Source organism: Kitasatospora sp. NPDC057965, assembly GCF_042887135.1.
In the GTDB taxonomy this organism is placed as follows: Bacteria; Actinomycetota; Actinomycetes; order Streptomycetales; family Streptomycetaceae; genus Kitasatospora.
In genome coordinates this window covers 37514-63752 of sequence record NZ_JBHVPZ010000005.1, presented here as the reverse complement: position 1 = coordinate 63752, position 26239 = coordinate 37514, and the positions used below count along the sequence as shown (strand labels likewise).

Below are 26239 nucleotides of genomic sequence, written 5' to 3'. Positions count from 1 at the left end.
ACCGCAGGGCCGTGTTTCGGGGACGGCCGTGCGGGCCGTCCGCGCTCGGGTGCTCGAACCCTCACACGACGTCATGCTCCGGTCAATGAGTGCGGCAGGGGGTGACCGGGGTTGGCAAGTTCCGTCAAGAATCGCGGGAACGGATCCACCCGGGCCGGTCCTGCCGGGTCATGATCACGAACAAATGAATCCTGGTCGAACAATCGCGTCGGCCGGTGATCATTTGACGCTGTTTGGTCAATTTCGATCGTTCTGGCCCCTCCTAAGCTCCGAGCGCACCGTCGCGTGACGGCAAGTCAAGGAGTGCACATGAAGAGGGACATACCCGAACGGCCCGGGCGCCGCGCGCCCGTGGGCATGCGGGCGTTGAGCGGGACGCTCGCGCTCGCCGTGGCCGTGTCGCTGCTGGCCGGGTCCGAGGCGGCGCTCGCGGCCTCGCCGGCCGCCGCCCCGGCCGGCCAGGGGGCGGGCCGGTGGGCCGGCTCCGCGGCCGACGTGCCGTCGGCGCGGATCGCGGCCCGGCTCTCGGGACAGCGGGTGGAGGCGCTCTCCGAGCGCACCGAGACGTCGACGACCTGGGTCAACAAGGACGGCTCGCTCACCACCGAGCTGTTCGCCGGCCCGGTCCGCTTCCAGCGCGACGGCCAGTGGGTGGACGTCGACCTCGGCCTGCAGGCCGCCGCCGACGGCTCGGTGGCACCCAAGGCCCACCCGAACGCGCTGCGGCTCGCCGGTGCCGGCGGCACCCGCACGAAGTCCCTGGCCGAGGCGCAGGGCGCGGCCGAGCAGGCCCGCACCCTGGTGACCCTCGGTCAGGGCGACGAGCAGGTCGAACTCCAGTGGAAGGGCGGCCTGCCCAAGCCCGTCCTGGACGGCACCAAGGCCACCTACCGGGACGCCATCGCCGACGGCGCAGCCGACCTGGTCGTCGAGGCGACCCGCACCGGCTTCGAGCAGTACACGGTGCTGAAGCAGCGCCCGGCCGCCGCCGGCTTCTCGTACACGATGCCGTTGCGCGCCGACGGCCTGAAGGCCGAGGCCCAGCCGGACGGCAGCGTGCTGTTCACCGACAAGAAGTCCGGTGAGAAGAAGGCGGTGCTGCCGGCCCCGGTGATGTGGGACGCCACCACCGTCCCCGGGTCCAGCGAGCACCCGCGCCAGGCCAGGGTCGACCTGAAGGTCGTCCAGCACGGCAACGGCATCGACCTCGTCTTCACCCCGGACGCCGCCTTCCTGGCGGACCCGAACACGCGGTACCCGGTCACGGTCGACCCGTCCACCACGGCCCTCGGCAACGCCTTCGACACCCGGGTGCAGCAGGGCGAGACGGTCGACTGGTCGGCCGACACCGAGATCTACTGGGGCAACTCCGGCACCAAGAACGCCGACGGCTCCTCCCGCCAGGCCCGCTCGTTCATCAACTGGAACACCGCGCCGATCGCGGACGCGCTGATCACCAACGCCACCCTGTCGCTGTACAACTTCCACTCCGGCAACAGCGACTGCCTGCCCTACGCGTGGGACATCTGGGACACCGGCCTCGCCTCCACCGCCTCGCGGTGGACCGCCCAGCCCTCCTGGAACTCCAAGAAGGCCACCGGCACCGAGACCAAGGGCCGGGACGCCTGCGGCGGCGACGGCTGGATCACCGCCGACGTCACCAACCTGGTGCAGACCTGGACCTCGGCGAAGAACGCCACCTCGGGCATGGGCCTGCGCGCCCCCGACGAGACCAACACCAAGTACTGGAAGGAGGTGAACTCGGCGAATGCCGCGAGCAACGTGCCGAAGCTGACGGTGACGTACAACTACCGCCCGCGCACCGGCACCGACCAGCAGGCCGGCTCCCCGTTCTACAAGGACACCGCCGGTACCTGGTGGGTCAACTCGGCCACCCCGACCCTGCGCGACACCTTCGTCGACCCCAACAACGACAAGGTCGACGGCACCTTCCAGATCTTCGACGCCGCCACCGACACCCAGGTGGGCAACGTCCTGGTCTCCCCGTACGTGCCCAGCGGCGCCCCGGCCTCCGTCACGGTCCCGGCCGGCGTGCTGACCAACGGCAAGACCTACAAGTTCCGCACCTCGCCGTACGACGGGCTGCACTACAACAACAACTGGTCGGCCTGGGCCACCTTCACGGTCGACACCTCCGCCCCGTCGGCGCCCGCCGCGCTCTCCTCGGCCGACTACCCGTCGGGCCAGTGGGTCAAGGGCGCCGGCCAGCCCGGCACCTTCACCGCGACCCCGCCCGCGGGCGACCAGAACGCCCTGGAGTGGTCGCTCGACGGCGCGACCTGGACCAAGGTGGCGACCAACGGCTCCAGCGCGCCGGTCACCTTCACCGTGACCCCGGCCAAGGCCGGCACCAACACCCTCCAGGTGCGGGCGGTGGACCGGGCGGAGAACAAGTCCGAGGCCCTGTCCTACACCTTCCAGGTCGGCGCCGGCGGCGTCACCGCGCCGAACGACGGCACCCGCACCGCCGCGCGCCTGCCGCTGGCCGCCGAGGCCGACGCCGCCAAGTACGACAAGGTGTCCTTCTCCTGGCGGCGCTCCGACGCCGACGGCTGGACCCCGGTCCCGGCCGGCGACGTCACCGCCGGCGGCACCGCGCTCACCGCCTGGCCGGTGGCCCTCACCGCGGGCAAGAGCCCCGCGCTGACCTGGAACGCCACCTCCACCGTGACCCCGGACGGAACCGTCCAGCTGCGCGCCGACTTCACCGGCCCCGCCTCCGCGGCCGTCTCCTCGGAGCCGATCCGGGTCGTGGTCGACCGCAAGGCCGACGACGCCGCGACGGAGAACGTCGGCCCGGGCGCGCTGAACCTGCTCACCGGCGACCTCCGGGTCCCGGCCACCGACGTGTCGCTGTTCGGCATGACGGTCGGCCGCACCCACTCCTCGCGCGACCCGCGGGCCGCCGCCGGCCAGGAGGGCCAGGCGGCGATCTTCGGCCCCAACTGGGTGTCCAGCGTCTCCTCGAACCTCTCCTCCTCGGAGTACACCGAGATCCGCAGGACCTCCAACACCTCACTCAGCGTGATGGCGGCCGACGGCTCGGCCGTCTCCTTCACCTCGAACGCGGCGGGCAACGGCTGGGCGCCCGAGCCGGGCAGCGAGGACCTCACCCTGGCCGGCTCCTTCGCCGGCGGCTTCACCCTGTCCGGCGCCGAGGGCACCGTCACCGCGTTCGGCAAGGCCGACCCGGCCGCCGCCACCTGGACCGTCACCTCCACCCTGCTGGACGGGCGCGCCAACACCACCACCACGGTCGTCTCCGAGGCCACCGTGGTCGGCGGCAAGACCCTGACCCGGCCGAAGCTGGTCATCGCCCCGACCTCCGCCGTCACCCCGGCCGTCTGCGCCGCGAACGTGACAGCCAAGGGCTGCCGCGTCCTGCAGTTCGTCTACGCCGCCGCCACCACCGCCACCGGGGTCACCGGCCCCGGCGAGTTCGGTGACGTCGCCGGGCAGGTCAGCTCGATCAAGCTGTGGAGCACCGCCCCCGGGGCCGCCGCCGCCACCGCCACCGACGTCGCCGTCTACCGCTACGACTCCGCCGGCCGGCTGCGCCAGACCTGGGACCCGCGGCTCGGCCAGAGCAGCCAGAACCAGTACACCTACTACACCCAGGGCGCCGACGACGGCCTGCTCGCCTCCGTCCAGCTGAGCGGCACCCGCGCCACCTCGCTGGCGTACGGCACCGTCGCCTCCAACCCGGCCGCCGGCCCCGGCATGCTGACGAAGGCCTGGCACGACACGCTCGCCCCCGGCACCACGGGCACCGTGAACGGCACCGCCACCACCACCGTCGTCTACGGCGTCCCGCTCACCGGCGCGAAGGCGCCCGAGGACCTCGGCGCCTCCGCCGCCGCCGCGTGGGGCCAGCGGGACCTGCCGACCGACGCCACCGCGGTGTTCCCGGCCGACCAGGTCCCGGCCTCCAACAACGGCGCCGACCTGGGCGCCGGTGACTACACCAGGGCGAGCGTCGGCTACCTGAACGCCTCCGGCCGCCAGGTCAACCAGCTCACCCCGGGCCACCACGTCACCACCACCGAGCACGACAAGCAGGGCCACCAGGTCCGCAGCCTGACCGCGGCCAACCGCGAGCTCGCCCTCGGCGGCACCCCCGCGGCCAAGGCCCGGCTCGCGGACCTCGGCATCGACACCCTGCCGTCCGCCGAGCGCGCCCAGCTGCTCTCCAGCAGCAGCGTCTACAGCGCGGACGGGCAGCAGGAGACCGAGGTCTACAACCCGCTGCACCGCATCACCCTCGCCGCCGACGCGGTCTCCGGCAGCACGGTCCTGGCCAAGGCCGGCACCCAGCTGCCCGCCCGTCAGCACACCGTGAAGACCTACGACGAGGGCCGGCCGACCGACGGCACCGCCAAGATCAAGAACCAGGTCACCCTCACCACCACCGGTGCCCGCCTGCGCGCCTGGCCCGACCTGCTCACCGAGTCCCGCCAGGACCGCAGCGCCTACAACTGGGCGCTGGGCGTGCCCACCGCGCAGACCAAGGACAGCGGCGGCCTCGCCCTGACCACCACCACCGGCTACGACGCCCAGGGCCGGATGGTCTCCACCCAGCAGCCGGCCTCCACCGGAGCCGACGCGGGCACCGCCTGGACCAGCTACTACACCGCCGACGGCACCGGCGTCTGCGCCAACCGCCCGGAGTGGGCCGACCTCGTCTGCCAGACCGGGCCCGCCGCGGCCGTCACCGGCGGCGGATCCAACCCCGCCCAGCTGCCCGTCCGGACCACCCAGTACGGGCAGTTCGGCCAGGCCACCCGGACCACCGAGACCGCCAACGGCGTCACCCGGACCACCGTGACCGACACCGACGCGGCCGGCCGTCCGACCACCGTCACCGTCGCCGACGGCCTCGGTACCGCCGCCCCGGCCACCACCACGACCTACCACCCGGGCACCGGCGCCGTCACCCAGCAGACCTCCGCCACCGGCGGCACGATCACCAAGGGCTACGACGAGCTGGGCCGGCTGATCTCCTACACCGACGCCGACGGCGCCGTCACCACCACGGAGTACGACGCCCTCAACCGTCCCACCAAGGTCACCGACACCGCCCCGTCCACCACCACCTACACCTACGACACCGCCGTCGACCCGCGCGGGTTGGCCACCTCGGTGACCGACTCCGTCGCCGGCACCCTCACCGCCCGCTACGACGCGGACGGCACGCCGCTCACCCAGGGCCTGCCCGGCGGCTACACCCAGACCGACACCAAGGACCCGGCCGGCACCACCGTCAGCCGCGTCTACACCCGTGACGGCGACGGCGCCGTCCTGGTCTCCGACGGCATCACCGAGACCGTCCACGGCCAGCGGGCCACCCACACCGGCACCCCCGGCGTCACCGCGGCCCAGACCTACAGCTACGACCGGGCCGGCCGGCTCGTCCAGGTCCAGGACACCTCGACCGACGCCGTCTGCACCACCCGCACCTACACCTTCGACCGGAACACCAACCGCACCGGCCTGGCCACCGCCGACGCCGCCCGCGGCCAGGCCTGCACCACCACCGGAGGCAGCAGCCAGACCAGTGGCTACGACACCGCCGACCGCCTGGTCAACCCCGGTTACACCTACGACGCGTTCGGCCGCACCACCGCGCTGCCCGGCAGCACCGTCGCGTACTTCAACACCGACCTGGTGCAGCAGCAGACCAGTGGCAACAACCGGCAGACCTGGACCCTCGACTCGGCCCAGCGCTTCCGCGCCTGGACCACCGAGGCCAACAACGCCGGCACCTGGACCCAGACCGGCGTCAGGACCAACCACTACGGCTCCGACACCGACACCCCCCGCTGGACCACCGAGGACACCGCGGGCAACCTGACCCGCAACGTCACCGGCCCCACCGGCACCCTGGCCGCCACCACCACCAGGACCGGCGGCGGCGTCCTGCAACTCGCCAACCTGCACGGCGACATCACCCTGCGCCTGCCGCTGGACACCGCCGTCGCGCCGACCGTGCTCGACTACGACGAGTACGGCCAGCCGCGGGCCGGCCAGCCCGGCGCCCGTTACGCCTGGCTCGGCGACAAGCAGCGCTCCGACGAGACCCCCGGCGCGCTCACCCTGATGGGCGTGCGCCTCTACAACCCGGCCACCGGCCGCTTCCTGTCCCCGGACCCGGTCCAGGGCGCGAGCGCCAACGCCTACGACTACTGCAACGCCGACCCGGCCAACTGCACCGACCTCAACGGCCGGATGCCCGGCTGGCTGAAGGCCGCGCTCAAGGCCGCCGTCGCCCGCGCCGTCCAGTTGGCCGTGACCGCGGCCGTGGCCGCCTGGGTCCCGTTCCTCGCGCCGTGGGCGCTGCACATCGGCAACTGCGCCGGCGGCGCCTGCGCCGGCGTGCTGTTCGGCAGCGGCAACTGGAAGCAGCGCATCGTCTGGGCCGTGGCCGGCTGCCTGGCCGGCTTCGTCTTCGACCGCGGCGTCTCCCAGAAGATCATCGACAAGGTGATCGGCGTGGTCCGGAGGTTCGTGTGACGCCCGAGCAGGAACCGCCGGCGCGGGGCGCGAGCCCGCTGCGCCTGGCCGCGGCGAACGGGGCCTGGCTCGCCCCGTCGTTCCTCGCCGCGTTCCTGCTCGCCGACCGGCTGACCGCCGACGCCACCGCCCGCACCTGGTGCACCCTGCTGCTCGCACCGGTGATCGGCCTGGCCCTGCGCGCCGCGACGCAGCTCGCGGCCCGCCTGCGGCACCGGCGGAGGCACCGCCACTAGCCCGACCCGCACACCGCGCGGGCCGGCCCACCGCACCACGGTGGGCCGGCCCGCGCCGTTTCGGGCGGTTCCGGCGCCGTCCCGCGGGGAACCGGGCGCCCCACCGCGCCGTCCCCTGTACGAGGGAAGCCCGACGCCCGGGAACAGTGCCCCAACTCCGGCCGAACAACCACCATCCGAGGGGTTGACGGACGGGTGGGGCGGGAAGAGGCGGGGGCGGGACGAAGGTCCGGGGCGCGGAACTGGGGGTCGTGTGACGAAGCGTGCAGCCCATGCGATACGGAGCGGTGCCGTCGCACTGGCCGTCTGGTGGCTGTGGATGCCACTGGTCGGGCTGCTGGTGTGGCTGGTCAAGCACTTCGTCTTCGGCGGCTTCGGACAACAGGACCAGAGCTATCTGCTGCTGATCGAGCGGGAGTTCTTCCCCAACGGCGGCCCGCTGGACGCCGCTCCGCTGTTCTGGTTCTGGATCGCCGTGGGCCTGTGCGGCACGGTGTGGGCGGTCGTGCACATCGCGGAGGAGGCCGGGGCGGCCCTCCACGGCCTGCGGACGCGCCTGGCGGTGGCGGTCGTGGTGCTGGCGGTGGCCGGCTCGCTGGTGCGCGCCGGCACCGGACTGTGGGACGACGACAAGGACGCGGGCCGCTTCTACGCGGCGGCGACCGTGCTCGACGTCCCGGCCTCCGGCGCGGGCACCCCGCGCTCGGTGCTGCCGGTCATCGAGCACACCCGCTCGGGCGACGGCACCCGCTGCGACCTGCACGGCACCGCGGACGTGCCCGCCTGCGTGAAGACCGCGCCGATGCCGGACTTCGACTTCGAGGCGCGCACCGCCTCCTACGCGGCGGCGACCAAGGCGCTCACCGACAGCGCCGGCCTGACCTCCGGGATCAACCTGCTGGGACACAGCCTGCACTACCTGCCCGACGGCTCGGCGGGCGGCGGTGTGTGGACGGCGGTCCTGGACGGCTCCGGCGAGCAGCCGATGGAGGGCGTCGCCGTCTGGGACGGCCGCTCGAACTCCGTCGTCACCTGCGCCTTCCGCGGCGACCACGCCTTCGGCCGGGCCTTCGGCGGGACGGGCGCGGTCAGCCTGCGCAACCTGCTCGCCGAGCGCTTCCCGGACCTGGTCTACAGCGACCAGGACATCTGGGGCTACTGCGACGGCACCGACCCCCGCACCGCCCGGCCGGTGGTGGTGATCTCGGTCACCCGGCAGATCGGCTACCGGCAGCGCACGGTGCTGGAGCCGGCCGGCGTGCTGGTGCTGCGCGGCTCGCCGGACGGCCGCCCGGACGTCACCCACCGGGCGGAGGTCTCCCCGGGTGAACTGCCGGGAGCGGTGTACCCGGCCTCGGTGGTCCGCTCGCAGATCCACGAGGTGCAGTGGCTCGGCGGGCGCGGCGCCAAGGACGACCGGGGCTTCGGCTACGACCACACCTCGGCGGCCACCAACGCCACCAACCCGGGCGAGTTCCTGCTGCGCTCCAAGGCCGACGGCCACCTGTACTACGTGACCCCGCTGGTGCCCCGCGAGAGCTCCTCGCAGCTGGTGGTGGCCTTCGCGGTGCTGCAGGCCGACCGGGTCGGCGGGGGCCTGGGCGACCTGCACGTGTACGTGCGCGGGGACGACGAGCCGCCGGTGAACCTGGACGTGCTGGCCGGCCGGATGGTGACGTACATGGCGCAGCAGACGTCGATCACCATCAGCGCCGGGAAGGACGGGGCGCTGCAGGAGATCATCCCGTTCGGCCGGGACAAGTGGCGCGGCTTCGTGGACTTCAACGGGCAGACCCAGGACTACATCGACCTGTCGGGCGACGCCGGGGTGACGCCGAACCTGGTGTCGGTGAACGGCGGCATCACCCCGCCCGGCGGCCAGCCGTCCACGTCCCCGAGCCCGAGCCCCTCCGCTACGCCGGCTCCGTCCGCGTCCGCGTCCGCGTCCGCGACCGTACCCGTGGGTGAATGCGGCGGCGACCCGGCGAAGTTGACGACCGGACAGCTCGCCGCCTGCGTCGCGGAACTGTCCAAGGCGCTGCAGGGGCGCGTCCAGGACCAGGCGTCCCCCCGGCCCTGACTCCGCCCTGGTCCCGTTGTCGGTGGTCGGGTCTAGGCTGCGGCCGTATCGACGATCCGGTCGACGATCCGGGAGGTATGCGTCCGATGGCGACCTACGTACTGATCCACGCGGCGGCGGTCGACTCCTGGTACTGGGGGCCGCTGTCCGCCGAACTCCGCGCCCGGGGCCACCAGGTGGTGGCCCCGGACCTGCCGTGCGAGGACGAGTCGGCCGGGCTCCAGGAGTACGCGGACACCGTCGTCGAGGCGATCGGCGACCGCACCGGTCTGGTCGTCGTGGCCCACTCCTTCGGCGGGTTCACCGGCCCGCTGGTGTGCGAGCGGGTCCCGGCGGACCTGCTGGTGATGCTCCAGGCCCAGGTCCCGGCGCCGGGCGAGTCGCCGGGCGCGTGGTGGGCCGACACCGGCTACCCGGCCGCGCGGGCCGAGGCCGACCTGCGGCGGGGTGTCGCACCCGGCACCGAGGAGGACGCGGCCTCCCTCGTACTGCACGACACCCCGCCGGAGCTGGCCGCCGCGTTCCTGGCCGGCCACCAGCGGCGGCAGGCGCCCACCCCGTTCGGTCGGCCGTGGCCGGCGGCCTCCTGGCCGGATGTGCCGACCAGGTTCCTGCTCTCCGCCGGCGACCGATTCTTCCCCGCCGGGTTCATGCGGCGCCTGGTCGTCGAGCGCCTCGGTTTCGAGCCGGACGAGATGCCCGGCGACCACTGCCCGATGCTCGGCCACCCCGAGGAGGTGGCCGAGCGGTTGGAGGCCTACCGCACCGCGCTCTGAGCGCGGCGCGTCAGGAGACGGCGACCTCGCCGAGCTGCAGGTAGTGGTCACCGAACTGGTCGGTGCTCAGGCGGGTGCCGGTGATCTTCACGTAGCGGGCCGTGGCCGGTGCGAACGGGAAGGTCACGGTGCCGCCCGGGCGGGGCTGGCCGTGGCGGTCGGCGACGATGGTCCAGGTGGTGCCGTCGGCCGACACCTGGATGGTGAAGTCGACCGGGAAGCCCAGGCCGGTGTTGGCGCCGTCGGTGCGCGGGGTCAGCCGGACCTGTTCGATCCGGCTGGCCCCCTGGAGGTCCACGGTGAGCGACTCGTTGGCCGTCGCGGTCGGCGACTTGAGGCTGCTCCAGCCCATCGAGTAGCCCGCCGCGGAGTTCAGCACGCCGTCGGTGGCCGCGGCCCGGCCCCAGCCGGAGACCTCGACCGAACTCGACGTGGTCACCGGCCGGTTGGCGGCCAGATTGTCGCCGGCGGCTTCGATCTCGGCGAGCTGCATGTGGTAGTTGCCGCGGGGGTCGGTGCGCAGCCTGGTCCCGGTGACCTTGACGTAGCGCACGTCGGCGGGCGTGAACCCGAAGACCTGTGCGGAGGCGTCGGGACGCGGGTAGTCGTGCCGGTCGGCGACGGTGGTCCAGGTGTTCTTGTCGGCCGAGACCTCGATGGTGAAGTCCACCGGGAAGCCGAGACCGGTGTTGGCGCCGTCGGCGCGGCCGAACAGGTCCAGGCGGCTGATCCGGCGGGTGGCGCCGAGGTCGACGGTGACGCCCTCGATGTGGTCGGTGGACAGGTTGTCGATGCTGCTCCAGCCGAGGGTGCCGGTCGGCAGGCCCCGGCGGCCGTCGGTCAGGGCGGCGGCGCTCCAGCCGTCGGACTCGTAACTGCTGGTGGGGGAGACGCCGGCGGCCTCGGCGGGGTCGCTGCCGGGGTTGAGCCGGACGTTGTCGAAGCGGGCGGCGGCGCCACCGGTGGCGAGGCCGATGTTGCCGACCGGGTAGCCCGGGTCGTCGACGGTGATCAGCTTCTTGGCGCCCGCGTACACGTCGAGCCTGGAACCGCGGGTGACCACCCGCAAGGTGACCGTCTGGCCCGGGGTGAAGCCGGGAACGGTCGCGGTGTCGAGGGTGGTGTTGCCGCGATTGACGAAGACCTCGCCGTTGTTGCGCAGCGCCACCAGGTAGCCGGTCTGACGGTCGGTCGGGTGCTGGCTGTGGACGGTCAGGCCGGCCCAGTTGGCGTTGCCGCCGCTGGCGTTGACGTCGGTGATCCGGACGTCCACGGAGGCGGCGACGTCCGCGTAGGCGCGCCCGGCCACCGCGGTGACGTTGTTCCACTCGTCGCCCGCGCTGGTCTGTGCGTAGTCCTTGTCCCCGGTGACGGTCCAGGTGCCGTGGGTGTGGCGCCACTGAGTGTCGGCGCCGGAGGAGAAGTCGTCGGTGAACGGGTAGGAGGCGTCGGGCCCCGGGTCGGTGAGGGCGTCCAGGATCTGCTTGTGGCGGTGGTCGATCTCGGCGCCCGAGGTGGTGAACTCGGTGGTGCTGGTGATCAGCGACGAGGTCAGGGCGTGGGCCAGCACGGGCTTGGTGGCGGCGAGCCGGGTGAGCAGCTCGTAGTCCTGGACGCCGGCGAGCATCGCCTCGCTGCGCAGGCTGTCGTAGATGTCGAGGGCGCCGTTCTCGCTCTTGGGGCGCACCAGGAACGGGTCGCCGGTGGTGGCGTCCTTGAAGGTGTCGACGTGCGCGTACCCGCCGTTCTTCGGCTGCGTCCAGATGTTCCAGCCCCAGTGGAGGTACCCGTTGCCGCCTGCCGCCGACACCATCCACGGCGTCAGCCGGGAGTCGGAGAGGGGGTAGCTGATGTAGCGGTTGGGGTGGGCGTCGTTGGGGTCGTTGCTGTAGTAGAGCCAGAGATCCTTGCCGGCCAGCCGCTTCTCCTGGTAGTAGGCGGCGTTGTTGTCGTACGAGTCGTCGACATGGGCCGCGATGGTCGAGATGCGGGAGTCGATCGCCTCGTTCGGCTGGAGGTGCGCTTCGCCGGTCATGGCCTGCGGGAAGTACTGGTGGAAGCGGTCGTTGAGCCAGGTGACGGCGGAGACCTGGGCGGTGTTCTCGGACAGCGGCTCGTCGGTCGCGGAGAGGTAGAACACGTCGCTCCAGCGCCGGCCCGGTGCGCAGCCCGGTCCCGGGTCCAGGCACTTGGTGTCCAGGTGGGCCTTGAGCGCGGGCAGGGCGGCGGCGAGGTACTTCGTGGCTTCGTCCGAGCCGGGTGCTACGTGGCCGACCCGCACCCCGCCGCTGCCGTCCTCGACGAGCGCCTCCAGTTCCACGCCCTCCAGGAGGTGAGGGGTGTAGATGTACTGGAGGGCGCCGGCGTCCTGGAAGAGCTGGACGAATCGGTCGAAGGTCGTCCAGTCGAAGGTGTAGGTGCCGTTCACCAGCGTGGTGCCGCGGGCGGCCAGTGCCTGGAAGTCCGCGAAGACGACGTTGTTGCGGTGCTTGGCGTGGTTCCTGGCGATGTTCCCCATCAGGGTCCACCAGCCGTCGGAGTACGCGTCCACCCCGTACTGGTCCGGGATCGAACTGGCCGTCCAGGTGTAGTCCCAGCCGACCGAGGTGAACCAGTTGTTCAGCCGGAACGAGGAGCGGTTGGCCGGGGGTAGTTCGACCGCGTACACCGTCACCGAGACCGGGACGTCCACCGGACCCGAGGAACTGTTCACGGTGGCCTTGCCGGTGTATGTGCCGGGCGCCTGCCCGGGGGGCACGGCCACGCTGTAGTGGTAGGGCTGGGTGGTGTTCGCCGCGAGGTCGTAGGGCGCGTTGCCGTAGAGCGAGTCGTAGTAGTCGTTGCCGCCGTTCGGGGGCTCCTCGCGGTGAGGGCTGCCGATCTTCACGACGTTCGGGTGGTTGTACTCCCGGTTGACGCTGATCCTGGAGGACGGGATCACCGCCCCGCCCGGTCCGGCGAGATCGCTCGCCTGCACCGACAGGCCGGTCAGGGCTGCCGCCGAGCGGACGGCGATCTGGGCCGCCTGGACCTCGTTGCGTGCCGCGAACAGGGTCACCCCTCCGGTCGGCCGCTGAGGGGTCGGTGAGGAGCTGAAGACGTGGTCGGCGCCACTGGCGACCCAGACCGAGGGCGGGGCGGCGGCGCCGGCCTGCCCGGGCAGTACCGAAGCCAGGACCAGCCCCGCCAGTGTCGCTATTGACACCCTTGTGGATATTTTCCCCACGGTATCCCCTTCGTGAATTCTGACTGTTCTGTACACGTCTAATAACTGGCACTGCAAGTCATATCGCATGAAGAGCATCTGGGTTGAGGGTTCGATGGAATTGGCCGTATCCGCTCCCTCCGTCACCCCCCCCGTCGCCCCTCCTGCCGTCCTCGGCCGGTGCCCGGTGGCGGAAACGCCACCGGGCACCGGTATGTTGATCATCCGCCGGAGGTGGCCGGCCGTGCCTCGTCCCACCATTTCTCGAAGGAACCCGGATGACCCTCCCCGCCCCGTCCGACAGTCCCAAGCCCGCCGAGGAGGCTGCCGGCGCCAACCCCTGGGCGCCGCCGGGCCCGGACCCGAGCGACCGCGCCGGCGCCGCGCCGGGCGGGGTCCCGGGCCAGGGCGGCCAGGGCTGGTCCCCGGCGCCCCCGACCCCGGGTGCGCCGTACTGGGGCCCGTTCCCGTACCCGATGCCGGCGCCGCCGCCGCGCAACGGCGTGGGCATCGCGGCCATGGTCATCGGGGTCGTCGGCCTGGTGCTCAGCCTGGCGGTCCTCCTGTTCTGGCTGTCCTGGCTGCCGGCCCTGCTGGCCGTGATCCTCGGCGCCGTCGGCCTGGTGCAGGTGCGCAAGGGCATCGCGACCAACCGCGGGATGGCACTCGCGGGCGTGATCCTGGGCGTGCTGGGCCTGCTGGTCTCGACCGGCGCCGGAGTGTTCGTGGTGTCGGAGGTGCGCGCGGTCGAAAGGGAGCGCAAGGCGGAGGAGGAGGCCGACCAGGCCCGCTACGACGCCGCGATGAAGGAGGCCGAGGAACGGGCGGCCAAGGAGCGCGAACGGATCGAGGCCGAGCGCAAGCGGCTGGAGGCCGAGCGCGAGAAGGCGGCCGCGGACGAGAAGGCCCGGCGCCTGTCGTTCGGGCAGTCCTACACCTACCCGGACGGCCTGAAGGTCACCATGGGCAAGCCGGAGCGCTACGTCCCGGACGAGACGGTCTTCCGGGCCCCCAAGAACTCCAGGTTCGTCCAGGTGAGGATCACCATCGTCAACACCGGCTCGGCGAACCTCGCACTGGAGGGGGCGGGCCTGCCCTTCGTCCGGGACGCCAACGGCGGCCTCCTCCTCGTGCTGATCGACGGAAGCTCGCGGATGCAGGTCCCCACCGGGTCGCTCGCCGTCGGCCAGACGGTCACCAGCCTGACCGCCTACGCCGTGCCGAACACCGCGGGCGAGTCGTTCTCCGTCGAGTTCAACCACGGCTCCGTGCTGAAGCACGTCACCTGGTCCGGCCCGGTCGGCTGACCCGCCGACCGACCCGCCGGCTGACCCGGCCGGGGCCCGCACGGTCGATCCGTGTGCCCCGGGCGGGCGCATGCACCCGCCCGGGCGGCACCGCCGTGCGTAGCGTGGGTGGTGATGAGCGAGGTGATGTCGTGAACGCCGAAGCGGAGCCGGCCGGGCCACCGGGAGCGGGGGACCGGCTGGAGCCGGGCGGCCGGCTGGAGGGCGTCGCCCTGCAGCTGCACGCGCTGGCCAGGGCGAAGAACCGGTGGCAGGGCCTGCTGTCGGCGGTGCTGGCCATCAGCGGCGACCTGGAGCTGCCCGTGGTGCTCCACCGCATCGTCACGACGGCCATGGACCTCGCCGGCGCCCGCTATGGCGCCCTCGGCGTGCTCGGCCCCTCCGGCGACCGGCTGGAGCAGTTCATCACCGCGGGTCTGACACCCGAGGAGCGCGCGGCCCTCGCCGGGATCGACTTCCCGCACGGGCGCGGCGTGCTCGGCCACCTGATCCGTCACCCCGGACCCCTGCGGGTGGACGACATCCCCTCCCACCCGGCGTCGGTCGGCTTCCCGCCCGGCCATCCGCCGATGCGCACGCTGCTGGGCGTGGCGATCACCGTCCGCGGCGAGATCTACGGGGACCTCTACCTCTCCGAGCGCGTCGACGGCCGGCCGTTCGACGAGGACGACGAGGAGATCGTCCGCGCCCTCGCGGGCGCGGCCGGCATCGCCATCGAGAACGCCCGCCTGTTCGGCTACATGCGCGACAGCGCGGAGCAGTTCCAGCGGCTGCTGCTGCCCACGCTGCCGGACCTGGCCCCGTTCTCCGGCGCCGCCGTCTACCGCACCGCCGCCGAGCCGGCCGGCGTGGGCGGCGACTGGTACGACGCCGCCGTGCTGCCCGACCGGGCCTGCGTGGCCGTCATCGGCGACGTGGTCGGCCACGACCTGCACGCCGCCGCGGCCATGGCCCAGGCCCGCAACATGCTCCGCGCGCTGCTCTACGACCGCCGGACCCCGCCCAGCTCGGTGCTGACCCAGCTCGACCACACCGTGCACGCCATCACCGACCTGCCCGTCACCACCGCGTGCCTGGCCCGGATCGAACCCGTCGCCGACGGCTGGATCCTCCACTGGAGCACCGCCGGCCACCTGCCGCCCCTCGTGCTCACCCCCGACGGCCGCGCCTGGTACCTGGAGGGCGAACCCGGCATCCCGCTGGGCGTCGACGTCGCCGTCGACCGCCCCGACCACACCCACCCCCTGCCCGTCGGCGGCACCGTCGTGCTCTTCACCGACGGCCTCGTCGAGGACCCCGCCCGCTCCATCGACGAGGGCCTGGACGCCCTCGCCGCCCTCGCCGCCGCGCACGCCGCCGACCCGCTGGACGACCTCGTCCGCGCCCTCGCCAACCATCATCCCAGCGACGGCCACGACGACATGGCCATCCTCGCCATCCGCACCCCCGCCACCCGCTGACCGCCCCCGTCCGGGGGACGGGCAGAGCGGCCGACACGCCCGCGACCGGGCCCTCGGCAGGGCCCGGTCGCGGGACAGGTCGAACGGTGGCCCATCAGCGACGGACCGGGCCGGTCACCCGGAACAGGGCTTGCACTCCTTCACCTGGACGTTGTCGATGACCGGGCCGAACGCCCCGCCGACGGTGCTCGCGAAGCTCAGGGTGGTGGTGGTGTTCTGCGCGACGAAGCTGAACTGGCGTCCCACGTAGCCCATGGCGGTCCTGGTCTTGCCGGTGACGTCGAAGGAGAAGTCCTGGAAGTTCTGGCCGTCGATCAGCGCCCGGCCGGTCCGCACGGGGTTTCCCCCGGCCGGGTTGCCGGCCAGCGCGTAGGTGACGGAGTAGAGGGTGCCCGGGACGGTGGTGAAGCTCTGGGCGATGGTGCCGGTGGTGTTGCCGTTGAGGTCCACCGCCTGGTCGCCCTCGGCGACCTGCCAGAAGCCGGCGCCGGTCAGGTCGACGCTGCCGGCGATGACGGTCCACGGACCGATGGTCTGACCGGCGTTCAGCTCGACGAAGTTGTTCGCCGGGGCCTTGGGCGTCTCGAAGCTGCCGTCGTCGAAGCGGCTCAGGGCGCGGTGGCCGTCGGCACCCTGGGCCGGGACGGCCGCGGCGGTGGCTCCGGCGACGAGCAGGACGGCGACGGCGGCGATGCGGGCACGCGGGAACGGCATGGGTGGCCCTCCTGGGGCTGGTGGACGGGGTCAGCCGGATCGGCTGCGCACCGAGCGTCCGCCGTTCGGGTGATCGCTGCCAAGGCCGGAGGCCGGGCGCCCGGTGTCGCACGGCGCTCGCCGCCGGGCTCTCGCGCGCCGGTTTGGCCGGGCCCGAACCGTCGTACCAGGCGGTTGTCCCGCCCCGGACGGCGCCGCGCGGCCACTCGCCGTCCCCCGTACGGTCCCGTCCGGGGGAGCGGAGCCGGTCGCGCACACCCCCATCGCACCGCACGCGCCGCCGCTCCCGGCCGTGCCCCGGCGTGCAAGCACGCCGGGGCACGGCAACCGGTCAGCCGTCCTCGTTCTCGCCCTGGGAGTCGCCGCCGCCACCCCGGTGGCGCCCGACGAACGCGGCGAAGGCCTGCCAGTCCTCGGTCGGCGGGGCGTCGGTGCCGGCCACCAGGTTGCCGCTGGTCGAACCGAACACCACCGCACGGCCGGCGGCGTCCACGAAGGGCGCCGTCGACGAGCCGTTGCCGAGCGAGCCGTCCGGCGCGGTGGACACCCGCTCGGTGCGGCCGGTGCGCAGGTCCTGGCGGTAGACGTCCCAGCCCTGGTGCTGCGGGCCGGGCACCAGGTTGTCGGCGGCCGACTCGAAGTAGACCCAGCGGTTGTCCGCGGTGATCGAGCCGTGGTCGGAGGAACCGACCGAGCTGGTGCCCGGCAGGCCGCCGCTGACCTTCGTCACCGTGCCCGTCCTCAGGTCCCGGACGTGGAGCACCGTGTGGTAGCGGTGACCGCTGGTCGAGCCGCCGGGCTCGGGCAGGGTGTAGATCGCGCGCCGCCCGTCCGGACTGATCGTCGCGTCGAAGCTGGAGTTGCCCAGCGTGCCGTCGAGGCCCGCGCTCACCGGGGTCAGCTTCCCGGAGCGCACGTCGTACGTGTAGTAGACGGCGGACGTCGGGTGGGAGAGGACCGTCTCCGTCGGGCCCTGCGGGGTGCTGCGCCGCGCGGCCTCGGCGGCGCTCGGGGTGAGCTCCGTGTCCGCGGACGCGGCGGCCGACGCCGCGGCGAGGCCGGGGGCCTGCTCCTCCGGCAGCAGCTGGGACAGCGAGGAGAAGCCGATGGTGCGGCCGTCCGCGCTGATCGTCGGGTGCAGCGAGAGGCTCTCGCCCGGCTTGCCGTTGGCGTCGCGGGAGATCAGCCGGGTGGTGTGGGTCCGGCGGTCGGTCAGGTAGACGTTGTACTTCCAGGTGTAGGGCCTGTTCAGCGAGGGCTCGGTGTCCACCACCGTCGGGTCCAGGTCGGTCCGGGAGGACACGAAGGCCACGTACCGGCCGTCGGCGCTGATCGACGGCGCGTACGAGGCGTGGTACCGGTCGGTGTCGGTGTTGGCGAGGCTGCCGCTGATCAGTTCGGTGTGCCCCGTCCAGCGGTCGCGGATGTACACCTCGTCGCGCCCCGCCACCGGCGTACCGGGCACGACGCCCTCCGCGTCGCTGTTGAAGGCGACGTAGCGGCCGTTGGCGTTGATCGCGACGTAGTCGGTGAAACCGGCCAGCGGCTCGCCCGAGTCGGACAGGTTGACGCGCTCGGTGCGGCCGGTGCGCAGGTCCGCCACGAAGGCGTCGCGCCAGCTCTTCCCGGGCTGCTCCACCAGGTTGGTGGCCCAGGAGGTGAACAGGGCGTAGCGGCCGTCGGCGCTGATGCCCTGGCCGGAGGACTGGCCGTCCGGCACGGCGCCGTTGAACCCGATGCTGACCTGGACGGTGCCGCGTGGCACCGGGCCGGCCTGGGCCGGGGCGGCGATCGCGGTGGCGGCGGTCGCGGCGACCAGCGTGGCCGCGGCCAGCAGACCGCCGCCCGCCCGCCAACGGTTGCGGATCGTCCGGGTGGTACGTGTCATGAGGTCTTCCCCTCTGCTCGCCCGGCCGGGCTCCCTCCCGGTGGCGGGCTTTCCGGGCAAGCCAATCCCCGGTGCGCCCCGCGGTCAACGCCCGGGCGCGTTCGGCGGCGAATAATACGTCAACCTGCTTACCCCACACCGGAGTCGGGCCGTCGCCGGAAGCGTCCGACCCGGCCGTCGTCGCGCGAGACTCCGCTCCATCGGCTCGGCCATGTTCTCCTCCGGTCCTGTCGGCACCTCCGGTGATCATCGCGGGCGGCACCGACAGGGGCGGCCGGCAGGAGGCGCCGCCCCGGCCGGGGCCGGGTCGTTCGCAACCGGGGGACCTGACGCGGTGTCGTTCCTGTCGACGGTCCGATTCCGTGATGCGGGGGGCATGGTGGGGACGATCGCAGTGGTGGGCGCGGTGGCCGGGCTCGTCGGGGCGGCGCTGCTGCGCGGGCTGCCGCTGCGGGGCCGGGCCGGCGGTGTGGCTGCGGCGGGTGGTGCACAGCTGTCCGGCGGGCGACCCGACGCCGCTGCACCGGGCCGCCCGGACGGCGTTCGGCCGGAACCTCTCGTGGGCCGACGTCGCGGCGGCCCCGGCTGTAGGGCGGGCCCGGGAGGAGGTGCGCGTCGATCTGGTGCGACGCGGTCTGCGCTGCGGTCGGCCCCGGCTGACGGCGGCGGCCCTGCTGACCGTCGCCGCGCCTGCGCCGCCTCCTGCCGACCTTCGCCGCCCGGGCCGCACTCATCGGTGGCCGCGCGGCCCGGGAGACCGTCGCCCGCACGGATTCCGGCGGGTACGAGGGATCCGACGCCGCCCCCGCCGGGGACTACTGACGCCCCCTCGGGCCCACCCCGGAACCGACCGGGCGGGTGACTCCGCTCGACGAGCGTCTGTGGCATCGCGTCGGCCAGGGGTCCGCCTGCGGTCCGGCCCCGATCGCTCGGGGCCGGACCGCTCCGCTCGCCCGAGCGGGGGCGCTCAGGCGGTGCTCAGGCGGTGCTCAGGCGAGCTTCTGGCAGAGCAGCGCGTACGGCCGCGCCGCCCACAGCTGCCACCAGGGCTGGCTGTAGGCCACGCCCGCGATGAACTCGTCGTTGGAGCACTGGCCCTTGGCGAAGCCGTACGCGAAGTCACCGCCGCCCGGCACCGCGGGGCGGTTGTCGCCCTTGTCGAACCAGACCGTGCGGCTCGAAGTGCCCAGCGGAGTGGCCGACCTGGCGCACAAAACGCTCATCGTCCGGCCGTTGCGGCCGTATCCGGACACGAAGGATCCGGCAGGGCACTGGGCCTTCGTGTAGCCCGGCGCCCAGTCGCCGGTCACGTAGGTGCCGCCGTGGTCGACGACGAACGCGTGGCCGGCGTCCCAGAGGTCCGCCTTCGTGGCGTCGGTGCACAGGCCGTCGTCGCCGCCGTGGCTGAGCCCGATCAGCCGGCCGCCGTCCGGGCAGGAGGCCTTGAGGGCGTACGGGTCCCAGTCCGGCCGGGTCCTCAGGTGGGCGGAGTGCTGGTCGTCGCCCAGACCGGAGCTGAGCGCGGTCCAGTCCACCAGGCGCGGGGGGTTCGGGCCGGTGCTCGCCGAGGTGAGCAGCCATTCGCGGTGGAAGGCGAGGAAGGGCAGATCGGCCGAGAGGATCGGCGTGCCGAGCACGGCGAGCTGCGCCGTCAGTGCTCCGTTGATGTTGATTCCGCCGTAGAGCGCGGCCGTGCCGTTGACCTCCGGCGTGCCGCTGGCGCCGCCGAGGACGACCGAGCCGCTGACAGCGGCCCGCAGGTACGGCTCGATCGAGGCCTTCACGCCGATCGTGTCGTACAGGGCGATGGAGCCCTCGGCGAGCAGGCCGGCCTTTGCCGAGGCGGAGCCCTTGAGGTCGAGGCGCAGCGGGGTGACGGTGGAGGTCCCGGGGTCGGTGGTGGTGGTCCAGCCCGGGCCCTTGACGTAGTCGGAGTGGACGCCCCACTGGCCGTCGTAGGTCTGCTCGGCGTCGAGGGTGACGGTGCCGTCGGCGGCGATGTCGGCGGAGAGGGTGAACTTCAGGTTGATGACGACGGGCAGCGGGCCCACCATCACCACGGGACTGGCGCTGTACGTGGCCAGCGGTATCCGGATGCCCGCGGCGCTCGCCGTGAGGTCCGCGCTGACGTGCCAGTCGGCGTGGGCGCCCAGGCTGAAGCCGATCCGCGCCTGCTGGGGGTCGATCAGGCCGAGGCCGCCCCGGTAGGAGAAGTCGACGGCCGGGGTGAGCGAGACCGAGCCGGAGAGCCTCGCCGAGGAGCCGTTCGGCAGCGGGACGGTGGTGTCGGCGCTGAGGCCCAGGCTGCCGGAGACGGAGCCCCGGCCGGCGGTGGCGCCGAGGTCGGTGGTGACCTGGACGCCGCCGATCTGCGGCTGGACCTGGAAGGCGCTGGGGCTGACGGCGCTGTGCAGGCTGGTGCTGGTCGCACCGAGCAGCTCGGGGAGCGTGGCCGGGCGGGTGGTGACGGCCACCTTGCCGTCGGTGGTCGGCTGCACGCCGGTGACGGCGACCAGCGCGCCCTGCGGGGCCGCCGGGGTGGGCGGGCTGTCGATCAGCTGCCCGGGTCGGACGGCGGCCGCGGCGGTCTCGGCGGCGCCCGGGGCCGCGGCCGGGCCGGACGGCGACTGCGCGTCGGCCGCGACCGGCGCGAGCTCGGCGGTGCCGGTGCCGGCGTCGTACGCGGAGAGCGTGAGGCCGGGGGCGGTGGTGGCGGTGGCCGGCGCGCTGCCCTGCGCCGGGGTCGCCACCGTGGCCGCGGCCGTTCCGGTGGTGGTGTCGGAGGCCGTGTCGGAGCTCGGGGGTGCCAGGGTCGCCGGCACACCGGGCGACTCGGGCGAAGTGGGCGAAGTGGCGTCCACGGCGTTCACGGCGTTCACGGCGGCCACCGTGGTCGCGGTGGTCGTGGTGACAGCGGCGGCCGATGCCACCGCCGCCCCGTTCAGGACGGTGCCGCAGAGGAGGAGCACGGTGGTTGTCGCGGCTGCTGACAGGGTCAGCTTGCGCACGGTCACGTGGAGGGTCCCTTCCGGTCAACGGTGCTGGAGCAGTGGTGACTTGCGGTGAGGCACGACGGCCGGAGCAGCCGCACGCCGCTCCTGACCGACGGGTAACTTAGCAGCCGCCCACGGCTCCGCTGACCGGTTCGCACGGTTCTCGGATTGCGCTTACCGAGATTTCACGATTCGGGAACAGGCCTTTCCCCCGCGGTTAATGCGGCGCCCCGGGCGATTCGGTCCCGGAGGCTCCGACAGGGCGAAATCGGACGATCCGACCAGTGATCACATTCGCGCACGGAACGGTGAATTGCTGCCGAGGGCCGATCTCCGTGCGCATCGCCGGGCGTATCGGACTACCTATTCTTTCCGCCCGCCGTGCGGCAATGAATGGGGAAGGCCCCGGATTGATCCGACCGGCCGCGCAGGCTTGGCTCGCCGGGCGGCTCCCCTGTTCATGGGTGCCGGTCGGACGTACCGTCAGCACTCCCTGCCCCCGCTCCCGATGGAGACCTCGTGAACCCCAGCAGTCCGGCCCGCGTGCCGCGGATCCGACGCCGATGCCTCGCGGCCGCCGTCGCGGCAGTGGCCCTCCTCGCCGGGACGGCGGCCACCGCCCCGGCGACCGCGCGGCCGGCCGCGGCCCCGTACGCGGCCCCGCCCGCCCCCGCGGCCACCGCGCCGGTCCTGGACGGCGCCGCGCTCGCCGCTTCCTGGACCGGCCCGTTGAGCACACGGGGCCGCTACATCGTCGACGCGAGCGGTGACCGGTTCAAGCTGAAGGCGGGCAACTGGGCCGGTGCCCAGGGCACTTGGGAGGGCAGCGGCTCGACCACCGACCCGGCCAACAACCAGGCCCGTCAGGTGTCGTACAACATCCCGCTCGGTCTGGACCGGGCGCCGATCGGCCGGATCCTGGCGGACCTCCACGGGCTGGGCCTGAACAGCGTCCGGCTCCCGTTCGCCAACGCGATGATCCACGACACCACCCCGGTCCCGGACGCCGCCGTCACCGCCAACCCGCAGCTCAGGGGCAGGACCCCGCTCCAGGTGTACGACGCCGTCGTCGCCGCGCTGACCGCCGACGGCTTCGCGGTGATCCTCAACAACCACACCACCGGCTACCGGTTCTGCTGCGGCCTGGACGGCAACGAGCGGTGGAACAGCGGCCAGACGACCCAGCAGTGGGAGGACGACTGGCTGTTCATGGTGAACCGCTACCAGGCCGACAAGCGCGTCGTCGGCGCCGACCTGCGCAACGAGGTCCGCCGGGACGTCTGGGACGACCCCAACTGGGGGATGGGCGACGGCCACGACGCGTACGCCGCCTTCGAGGAGGCCGGCAACCGGATCCTGCGGGCCGACCCGGACATGCTGGTGATCATGGAGGGGATCAACTGGTACGGCATCCCCGCCGCCGGGTTCTCCCACGGCCGCCCGGTGCTCGCCCCGGTCGCCACCCTGTCGAACACGCTCGTCCGGTCCGACAAGCTGGTCTACGCCGCGCACTTCTACGCCTACACCGGCCCGGCCAACACCGGCGCGGCCGGCGGCGCGGGTGCCACGAACGACCCGCGCTACCAGGACTTCACGCCCGAGCAGCTGGCGCGCGTGGTCGACGAGCAGGCGCTCTTCGTCACCCGCTCCGGGCAGCACTTCACCGCGCCCGTGTGGATCAGCGAGTTCGGCGCCGCCGGACGCGGTTCCACGAACACCGCGGAACAGGGCTGGTTCGACCGCTTCACCGACATCCTCGCCGCCAACGACACCGACTTCGCCGTCTGGCCGCTGGTCGGCTGGCAGAGCGGCGGCGTCCCGAACGACACCTGGGCCCTGCTCTCCTACGACGCCGACGGCCGGCGGATCGGTCTCGGCGACCCGGGCGACTGGCGGGCCGCCGACTGGAACAAGCTGCTCGACGCGCCCTCGTACCGCGGCCGGGTCGCGCCGGTGGACCACTGGAACATGCTCGACCTCGACCACGGCGACCAGAACGTCTCCGGTCGCATGCTGGCGCTGCCGGACTGGAGCAGCGGCAACCGCAAGGGCAACTGCCCCGACGGCCAGCGCCTGGTCGGCCTCGGCCGGGGCGACAGCCGCGGCCTGTGCACCGACGCCGGCTCGCCCGCCACCGGCGGCGGCACCTGGGTCACCGTCGCCGACCAGCGCTACGTCACCGAGGGTGACTGGGCTCCGGGCTACGACAAGCTCCAGTGCCCCGCCGGCACCTTCGCCGTCGGCTACAGCGTCAACCGGAACGCCATGTCCGCCCTGCTCTGCGCCCCGTCCGCCACCCCGCTGCCCCGCACCGGCCGGACCGTCTGGTTCGACCACGGCGACAACCGCCCGGCCACCGGCGGCTCCACCGGCAGTGACTGGGCCCCGGGGCACTACAAGGGCCAGTGCGCCGACACCGAGTACGTCGCGGGCGTCGCCTACACCTGGAAGTGGCTCCACTACGGCGTCCCGGACGCCCTGCTCTGCCGCCCGCCGGCCTGACCCCGCCGGCGCCCCGCCGCAGTGGGCGCTGCCCATACGTGGCAGAACCGGACCGCCCGGCCGCCGGCTCCACTGAGCCTGCGACCGGGCGGTCCGGGGGTGTCCGCGGGGTCAGACGGTGACCGCCTCGCCCCGCTCCACCTGAAGGTCGGAGGCCGGCTCGGTGGCCGACCCGGTGGCCGGGGTCTTCTCCCGGGGGGTGGGGAGCACGGCCATGATCACGGCGGAGATGACGATGGTCGCCGCCCAGGCGAGCCCGTACCGGCCGATGGGCGTACCGGACAGCGGGCCGGCGAACCAGTCGCACTTGGTGAACGCGAGCCCGGTCAGCAGGGCGAGCACCCAGGACACCATGGCCTGCCAGCAGAAGCCGCCCGTGTACCAGTAGCGGCTGTTCCGGCTGGTGTCCATCAGCGCCTCGGCGTCGTAGCGCACCGCGCGCCTGCGGCGCCGGAACATGTCCACCGCGTAGACGCCGATCCAGGCCGAGAAGGAGACGGCGAGCAGGATCAGGAAGGTGATGAAGGAGCCCAGGAAGCTCTTGGCGACCAGCATCAGCAGCAGGCCGGCGACCAGCGAGATCACGGCGTTGATGCTGACGGCCATGGCACGCGGCAGCTTCACGCCCATGGTCTGCGCGGTGAAGCCGGCCGAGTACATGGAGAGGCTGTTGATCAGCAGCATGCCCACGATCGCGGTCAGCAGGTACGGCACGGCCAGCCAGGTCGGCAGCAGGTCGCCGAGGAAGGAGACCGGGTCCGCGGCGTCGGCCAGTCCGGGGGAGGCCACCGCCATCACGGCGCCCATCAGCACCATCGGCACCATCACCAGGCCGGCACCGGAGACCGTCACGCCGACGATCTTCCGGCCGGAGGCGGAGTGCGGCAGGTAGCGGGCGAAGTCCGGGCCGGTGGGGACCCAGCTGATGCCGCCGGCGGCGATGGTCCCGATGCCGGCGATCATCATCGCGGTGGTCCCCGCGGGCTTGGCGAAGACCTCGCTCCAGGGCATGGTCGCGATCAGGTAGCCCAGCACCAGGACGCTGAAGACGCCGAAGAGGTACGTCGACCAGGTGTTGCAGATGTTCAGCGCCTTGCGGCCCAGCCCGGAGACCAGGAAGGTGGCGGCGACGAAGCCGACGAGCGTGACCACGATCAGCGCGGTGTTGCTCCTCACACCGAACAGCAGGTCGAGGACGGTCAGCACGGCGTAGGCGCCGGTGACGGCGTTGATCGTCTCCCAGCCGAACCGGGCGATCCACAGGATCGCACCGGGGAAGAGGTTGCCGCGCACCCCGAAGGTGGCCCGGGAGAGCGTGGCACCGGGGGCCCCGCCCCACTTCCCGGAGACCGACACCACGCCGACCAGGCCGAAGGAGACGAGTGCGGCGCACGCGGCGACGACCAGGACCTGCCAGAAGTTCAACCGGTTGAACACCACCAGGGCCGCACCCATGGTGAGAAGCAGGACGCTGATGTTGGCCGCGACCCAGGTCGGGAAGAGCTCGCGGACCCTGCCCCGGCGCTCGTGGTCCGGGACGGGCTCGATACCGCGGGTCTCGACGGCGCCGCCGGTGTCGGCGGTGGACGGATTGTCCATGAGGATGGCTCCGTGCATGTGAAGCGGGAGATGAATGGCAAAATGGATCATTTATGGATCTCTCCGCGCATAGCGCGGGAGTCTATTCATCCTACTTTGTCCGTTTCGGTTCCATCCTCGGCCCAGTTGTGGACGCACCGTCCCTACGGCTGGATCACGAAGTGCGCCACCGTGCCGGCGGTCGGGCACAGGAACAGTTGCACCATGAAACCGGCGGGGATCGGCACCTCGCCCTCGCGCCCGGACCACACCTTCGATGGTGCGCTGTTCCATCGAAGGTGTGAACTTCCCCCCGGGTCATGGCCTCGCCGTTCGCTTTCGACCTAACGTGCGTCGGGAGCCGCGGCGGGCCGGCGGGCTGCGCCGTCGGGCGGGAGCGAAGGAGAAGGCATGCCGGCCAAGGTGAAGAAGCAGAAGTTCACCATGCTCTTCGACTGGTTCGACCAGGGTGGTGACGGCCTGCTCACGCAGGACGACTTCCAGGCGATGGGGGATCTCTTCGGCGGGCTGGCCGCGGACGACGACCGGGAGAACGCCTCGGCGATGCGGGAGGCGTTCGAGGAGTGGTGGCGGGTGCTGCTCGCGCACGGGGACGCCGACGGGGACGGGAGGATCACCCGCAAGGAGTTCCTCGACGTCATGGAGGTCAACGTCACGGCTCCGGAGCACTTCGGGACGGCGGTGCTGGCGATCGCCGACGCTCTGATGCGCGCGCTGGACACCAACGGTGACGGGGAGCTGAGCGAGGACGAGTACGTGCGCATGTACAGCGCCCTGGGAATCCCGCCCGAGCACTCGGGGGAGGCGTTCCGGCGGCTCGACCGGGACGGCAACGGGGCGATCAGCCACGAGGAGTTCAGGACGGCCATCACCGAGTTCTACCTGAGCACCGACGAGAACGCACCGGGGAACTGGCTGATCGGCCCCATCGAGTAGCGGCTGAGTGGC

At 72.8% G+C, this 26239-nt stretch carries 13 protein-coding genes; 8 read left to right on the top strand and 5 right to left on the bottom strand.

Going from position 1 to position 26239, the window contains the following annotated elements:
- The first annotated feature begins 309 nt into the window (after nucleotides 1-309).
- The 4 genes from ACFVVU_RS07955 to ACFVVU_RS07940 all read left to right on the top strand — a co-directional run bounded on the left by ACFVVU_RS07955 (nucleotide 310) and on the right by ACFVVU_RS07940 (nucleotide 9623).
- Complete coding sequence (locus ACFVVU_RS07955) at nucleotides 310-6531, top strand: DNRLRE domain-containing protein (RefSeq protein WP_387788729.1); 6222 nt, start codon at nucleotides 310-312, stop codon at nucleotides 6529-6531.
- Nucleotides 6528-6767: a hypothetical protein gene (locus tag ACFVVU_RS07950; RefSeq protein WP_380686078.1), complete on the top strand. Its 240-nt coding sequence runs from the start codon at nucleotides 6528-6530 to the stop codon at nucleotides 6765-6767. Before ACFVVU_RS07955 ends, ACFVVU_RS07950 begins: the two co-directional genes overlap by 4 nt.
- A gap of 253 nt (nucleotides 6768-7020) precedes the next feature.
- Nucleotides 7021-8847 (top strand): hypothetical protein, encoded by a 1827-nt coding sequence (locus ACFVVU_RS07945; RefSeq protein ID WP_387788728.1) that lies wholly within the window; start codon nucleotides 7021-7023, stop codon nucleotides 8845-8847.
- 86 nt (nucleotides 8848-8933) lie between these two features.
- Nucleotides 8934-9623, top strand: coding sequence for an alpha/beta fold hydrolase (locus ACFVVU_RS07940; RefSeq protein WP_387788727.1), 690 nt, complete (start codon nucleotides 8934-8936; stop codon nucleotides 9621-9623).
- A 10-nt stretch (nucleotides 9624-9633) separates the two neighbouring features.
- Here ACFVVU_RS07940 and ACFVVU_RS07935 read toward each other — a convergent pair whose 3' ends face one another.
- Complete coding sequence (locus ACFVVU_RS07935; RefSeq protein WP_387788726.1) at nucleotides 9634-12828, bottom strand: discoidin domain-containing protein; 3195 nt, start codon at nucleotides 12826-12828, stop codon at nucleotides 9634-9636.
- A 278-nt stretch (nucleotides 12829-13106) separates the two neighbouring features.
- On the opposite strand from ACFVVU_RS07935, the gene ACFVVU_RS07930 reads away from it, so the two are divergent.
- Complete coding sequence (locus ACFVVU_RS07930; RefSeq protein WP_387788725.1) at nucleotides 13107-14135, top strand: DUF4190 domain-containing protein; 1029 nt, start codon at nucleotides 13107-13109, stop codon at nucleotides 14133-14135.
- A gap of 131 nt (nucleotides 14136-14266) precedes the next feature.
- The gene (locus tag ACFVVU_RS07925; RefSeq protein WP_387788724.1) at nucleotides 14267-15595 is read left to right on the top strand and encodes a PP2C family protein-serine/threonine phosphatase; all 1329 of its coding nucleotides are present in this window, start codon (nucleotides 14267-14269) and stop codon (nucleotides 15593-15595) included.
- 114 nt (nucleotides 15596-15709) lie between these two features.
- Here the strand turns inward: ACFVVU_RS07925 and ACFVVU_RS07920 are convergent, their stop codons facing one another.
- The 3 genes from ACFVVU_RS07920 to ACFVVU_RS07910 form a co-directional block, all read right to left on the bottom strand.
- Nucleotides 15710-16309: a choice-of-anchor C family protein gene (locus ACFVVU_RS07920; RefSeq protein ID WP_387788723.1), complete on the bottom strand. Its 600-nt coding sequence runs from the start codon at nucleotides 16307-16309 to the stop codon at nucleotides 15710-15712.
- A 331-nt stretch (nucleotides 16310-16640) separates the two neighbouring features.
- Nucleotides 16641-18197, bottom strand: a complete 1557-nt coding sequence (locus ACFVVU_RS07915) for a TolB family protein (protein WP_387788722.1) — start codon at nucleotides 18195-18197, stop codon at nucleotides 16641-16643.
- A 989-nt stretch (nucleotides 18198-19186) separates the two neighbouring features.
- Nucleotides 19187-21211: a hypothetical protein gene (locus ACFVVU_RS07910; protein ID WP_387788721.1), complete on the bottom strand. Its 2025-nt coding sequence runs from the start codon at nucleotides 21209-21211 to the stop codon at nucleotides 19187-19189.
- A gap of 498 nt (nucleotides 21212-21709) precedes the next feature.
- Here ACFVVU_RS07910 and ACFVVU_RS07905 point away from each other — a divergent pair, with 498 nt between their 5' ends.
- Nucleotides 21710-23692 carry a glycoside hydrolase family 5 protein gene (locus tag ACFVVU_RS07905; RefSeq protein ID WP_387788720.1) on the top strand — a complete coding sequence of 661 codons (1983 nt, stop codon included), beginning with the start codon at nucleotides 21710-21712 and terminating at the stop codon, nucleotides 23690-23692.
- A 111-nt stretch (nucleotides 23693-23803) separates the two neighbouring features.
- Here the strand turns inward: ACFVVU_RS07905 and ACFVVU_RS07900 are convergent, their stop codons facing one another.
- On the bottom strand, nucleotides 23804-25291 hold the full coding sequence (locus ACFVVU_RS07900) for a purine-cytosine permease family protein (protein ID WP_380688928.1): 1488 nt from the start codon (nucleotides 25289-25291) through the stop codon (nucleotides 23804-23806).
- Between the two features lie 390 nt (nucleotides 25292-25681).
- Between ACFVVU_RS07900 and ACFVVU_RS07895 the strand changes: the two genes are divergently transcribed.
- Complete coding sequence (locus tag ACFVVU_RS07895; protein WP_387788719.1) at nucleotides 25682-26227, top strand: EF-hand domain-containing protein; 546 nt, start codon at nucleotides 25682-25684, stop codon at nucleotides 26225-26227.
- Nucleotides 26228-26239: the final 12 nt, after the last annotated feature.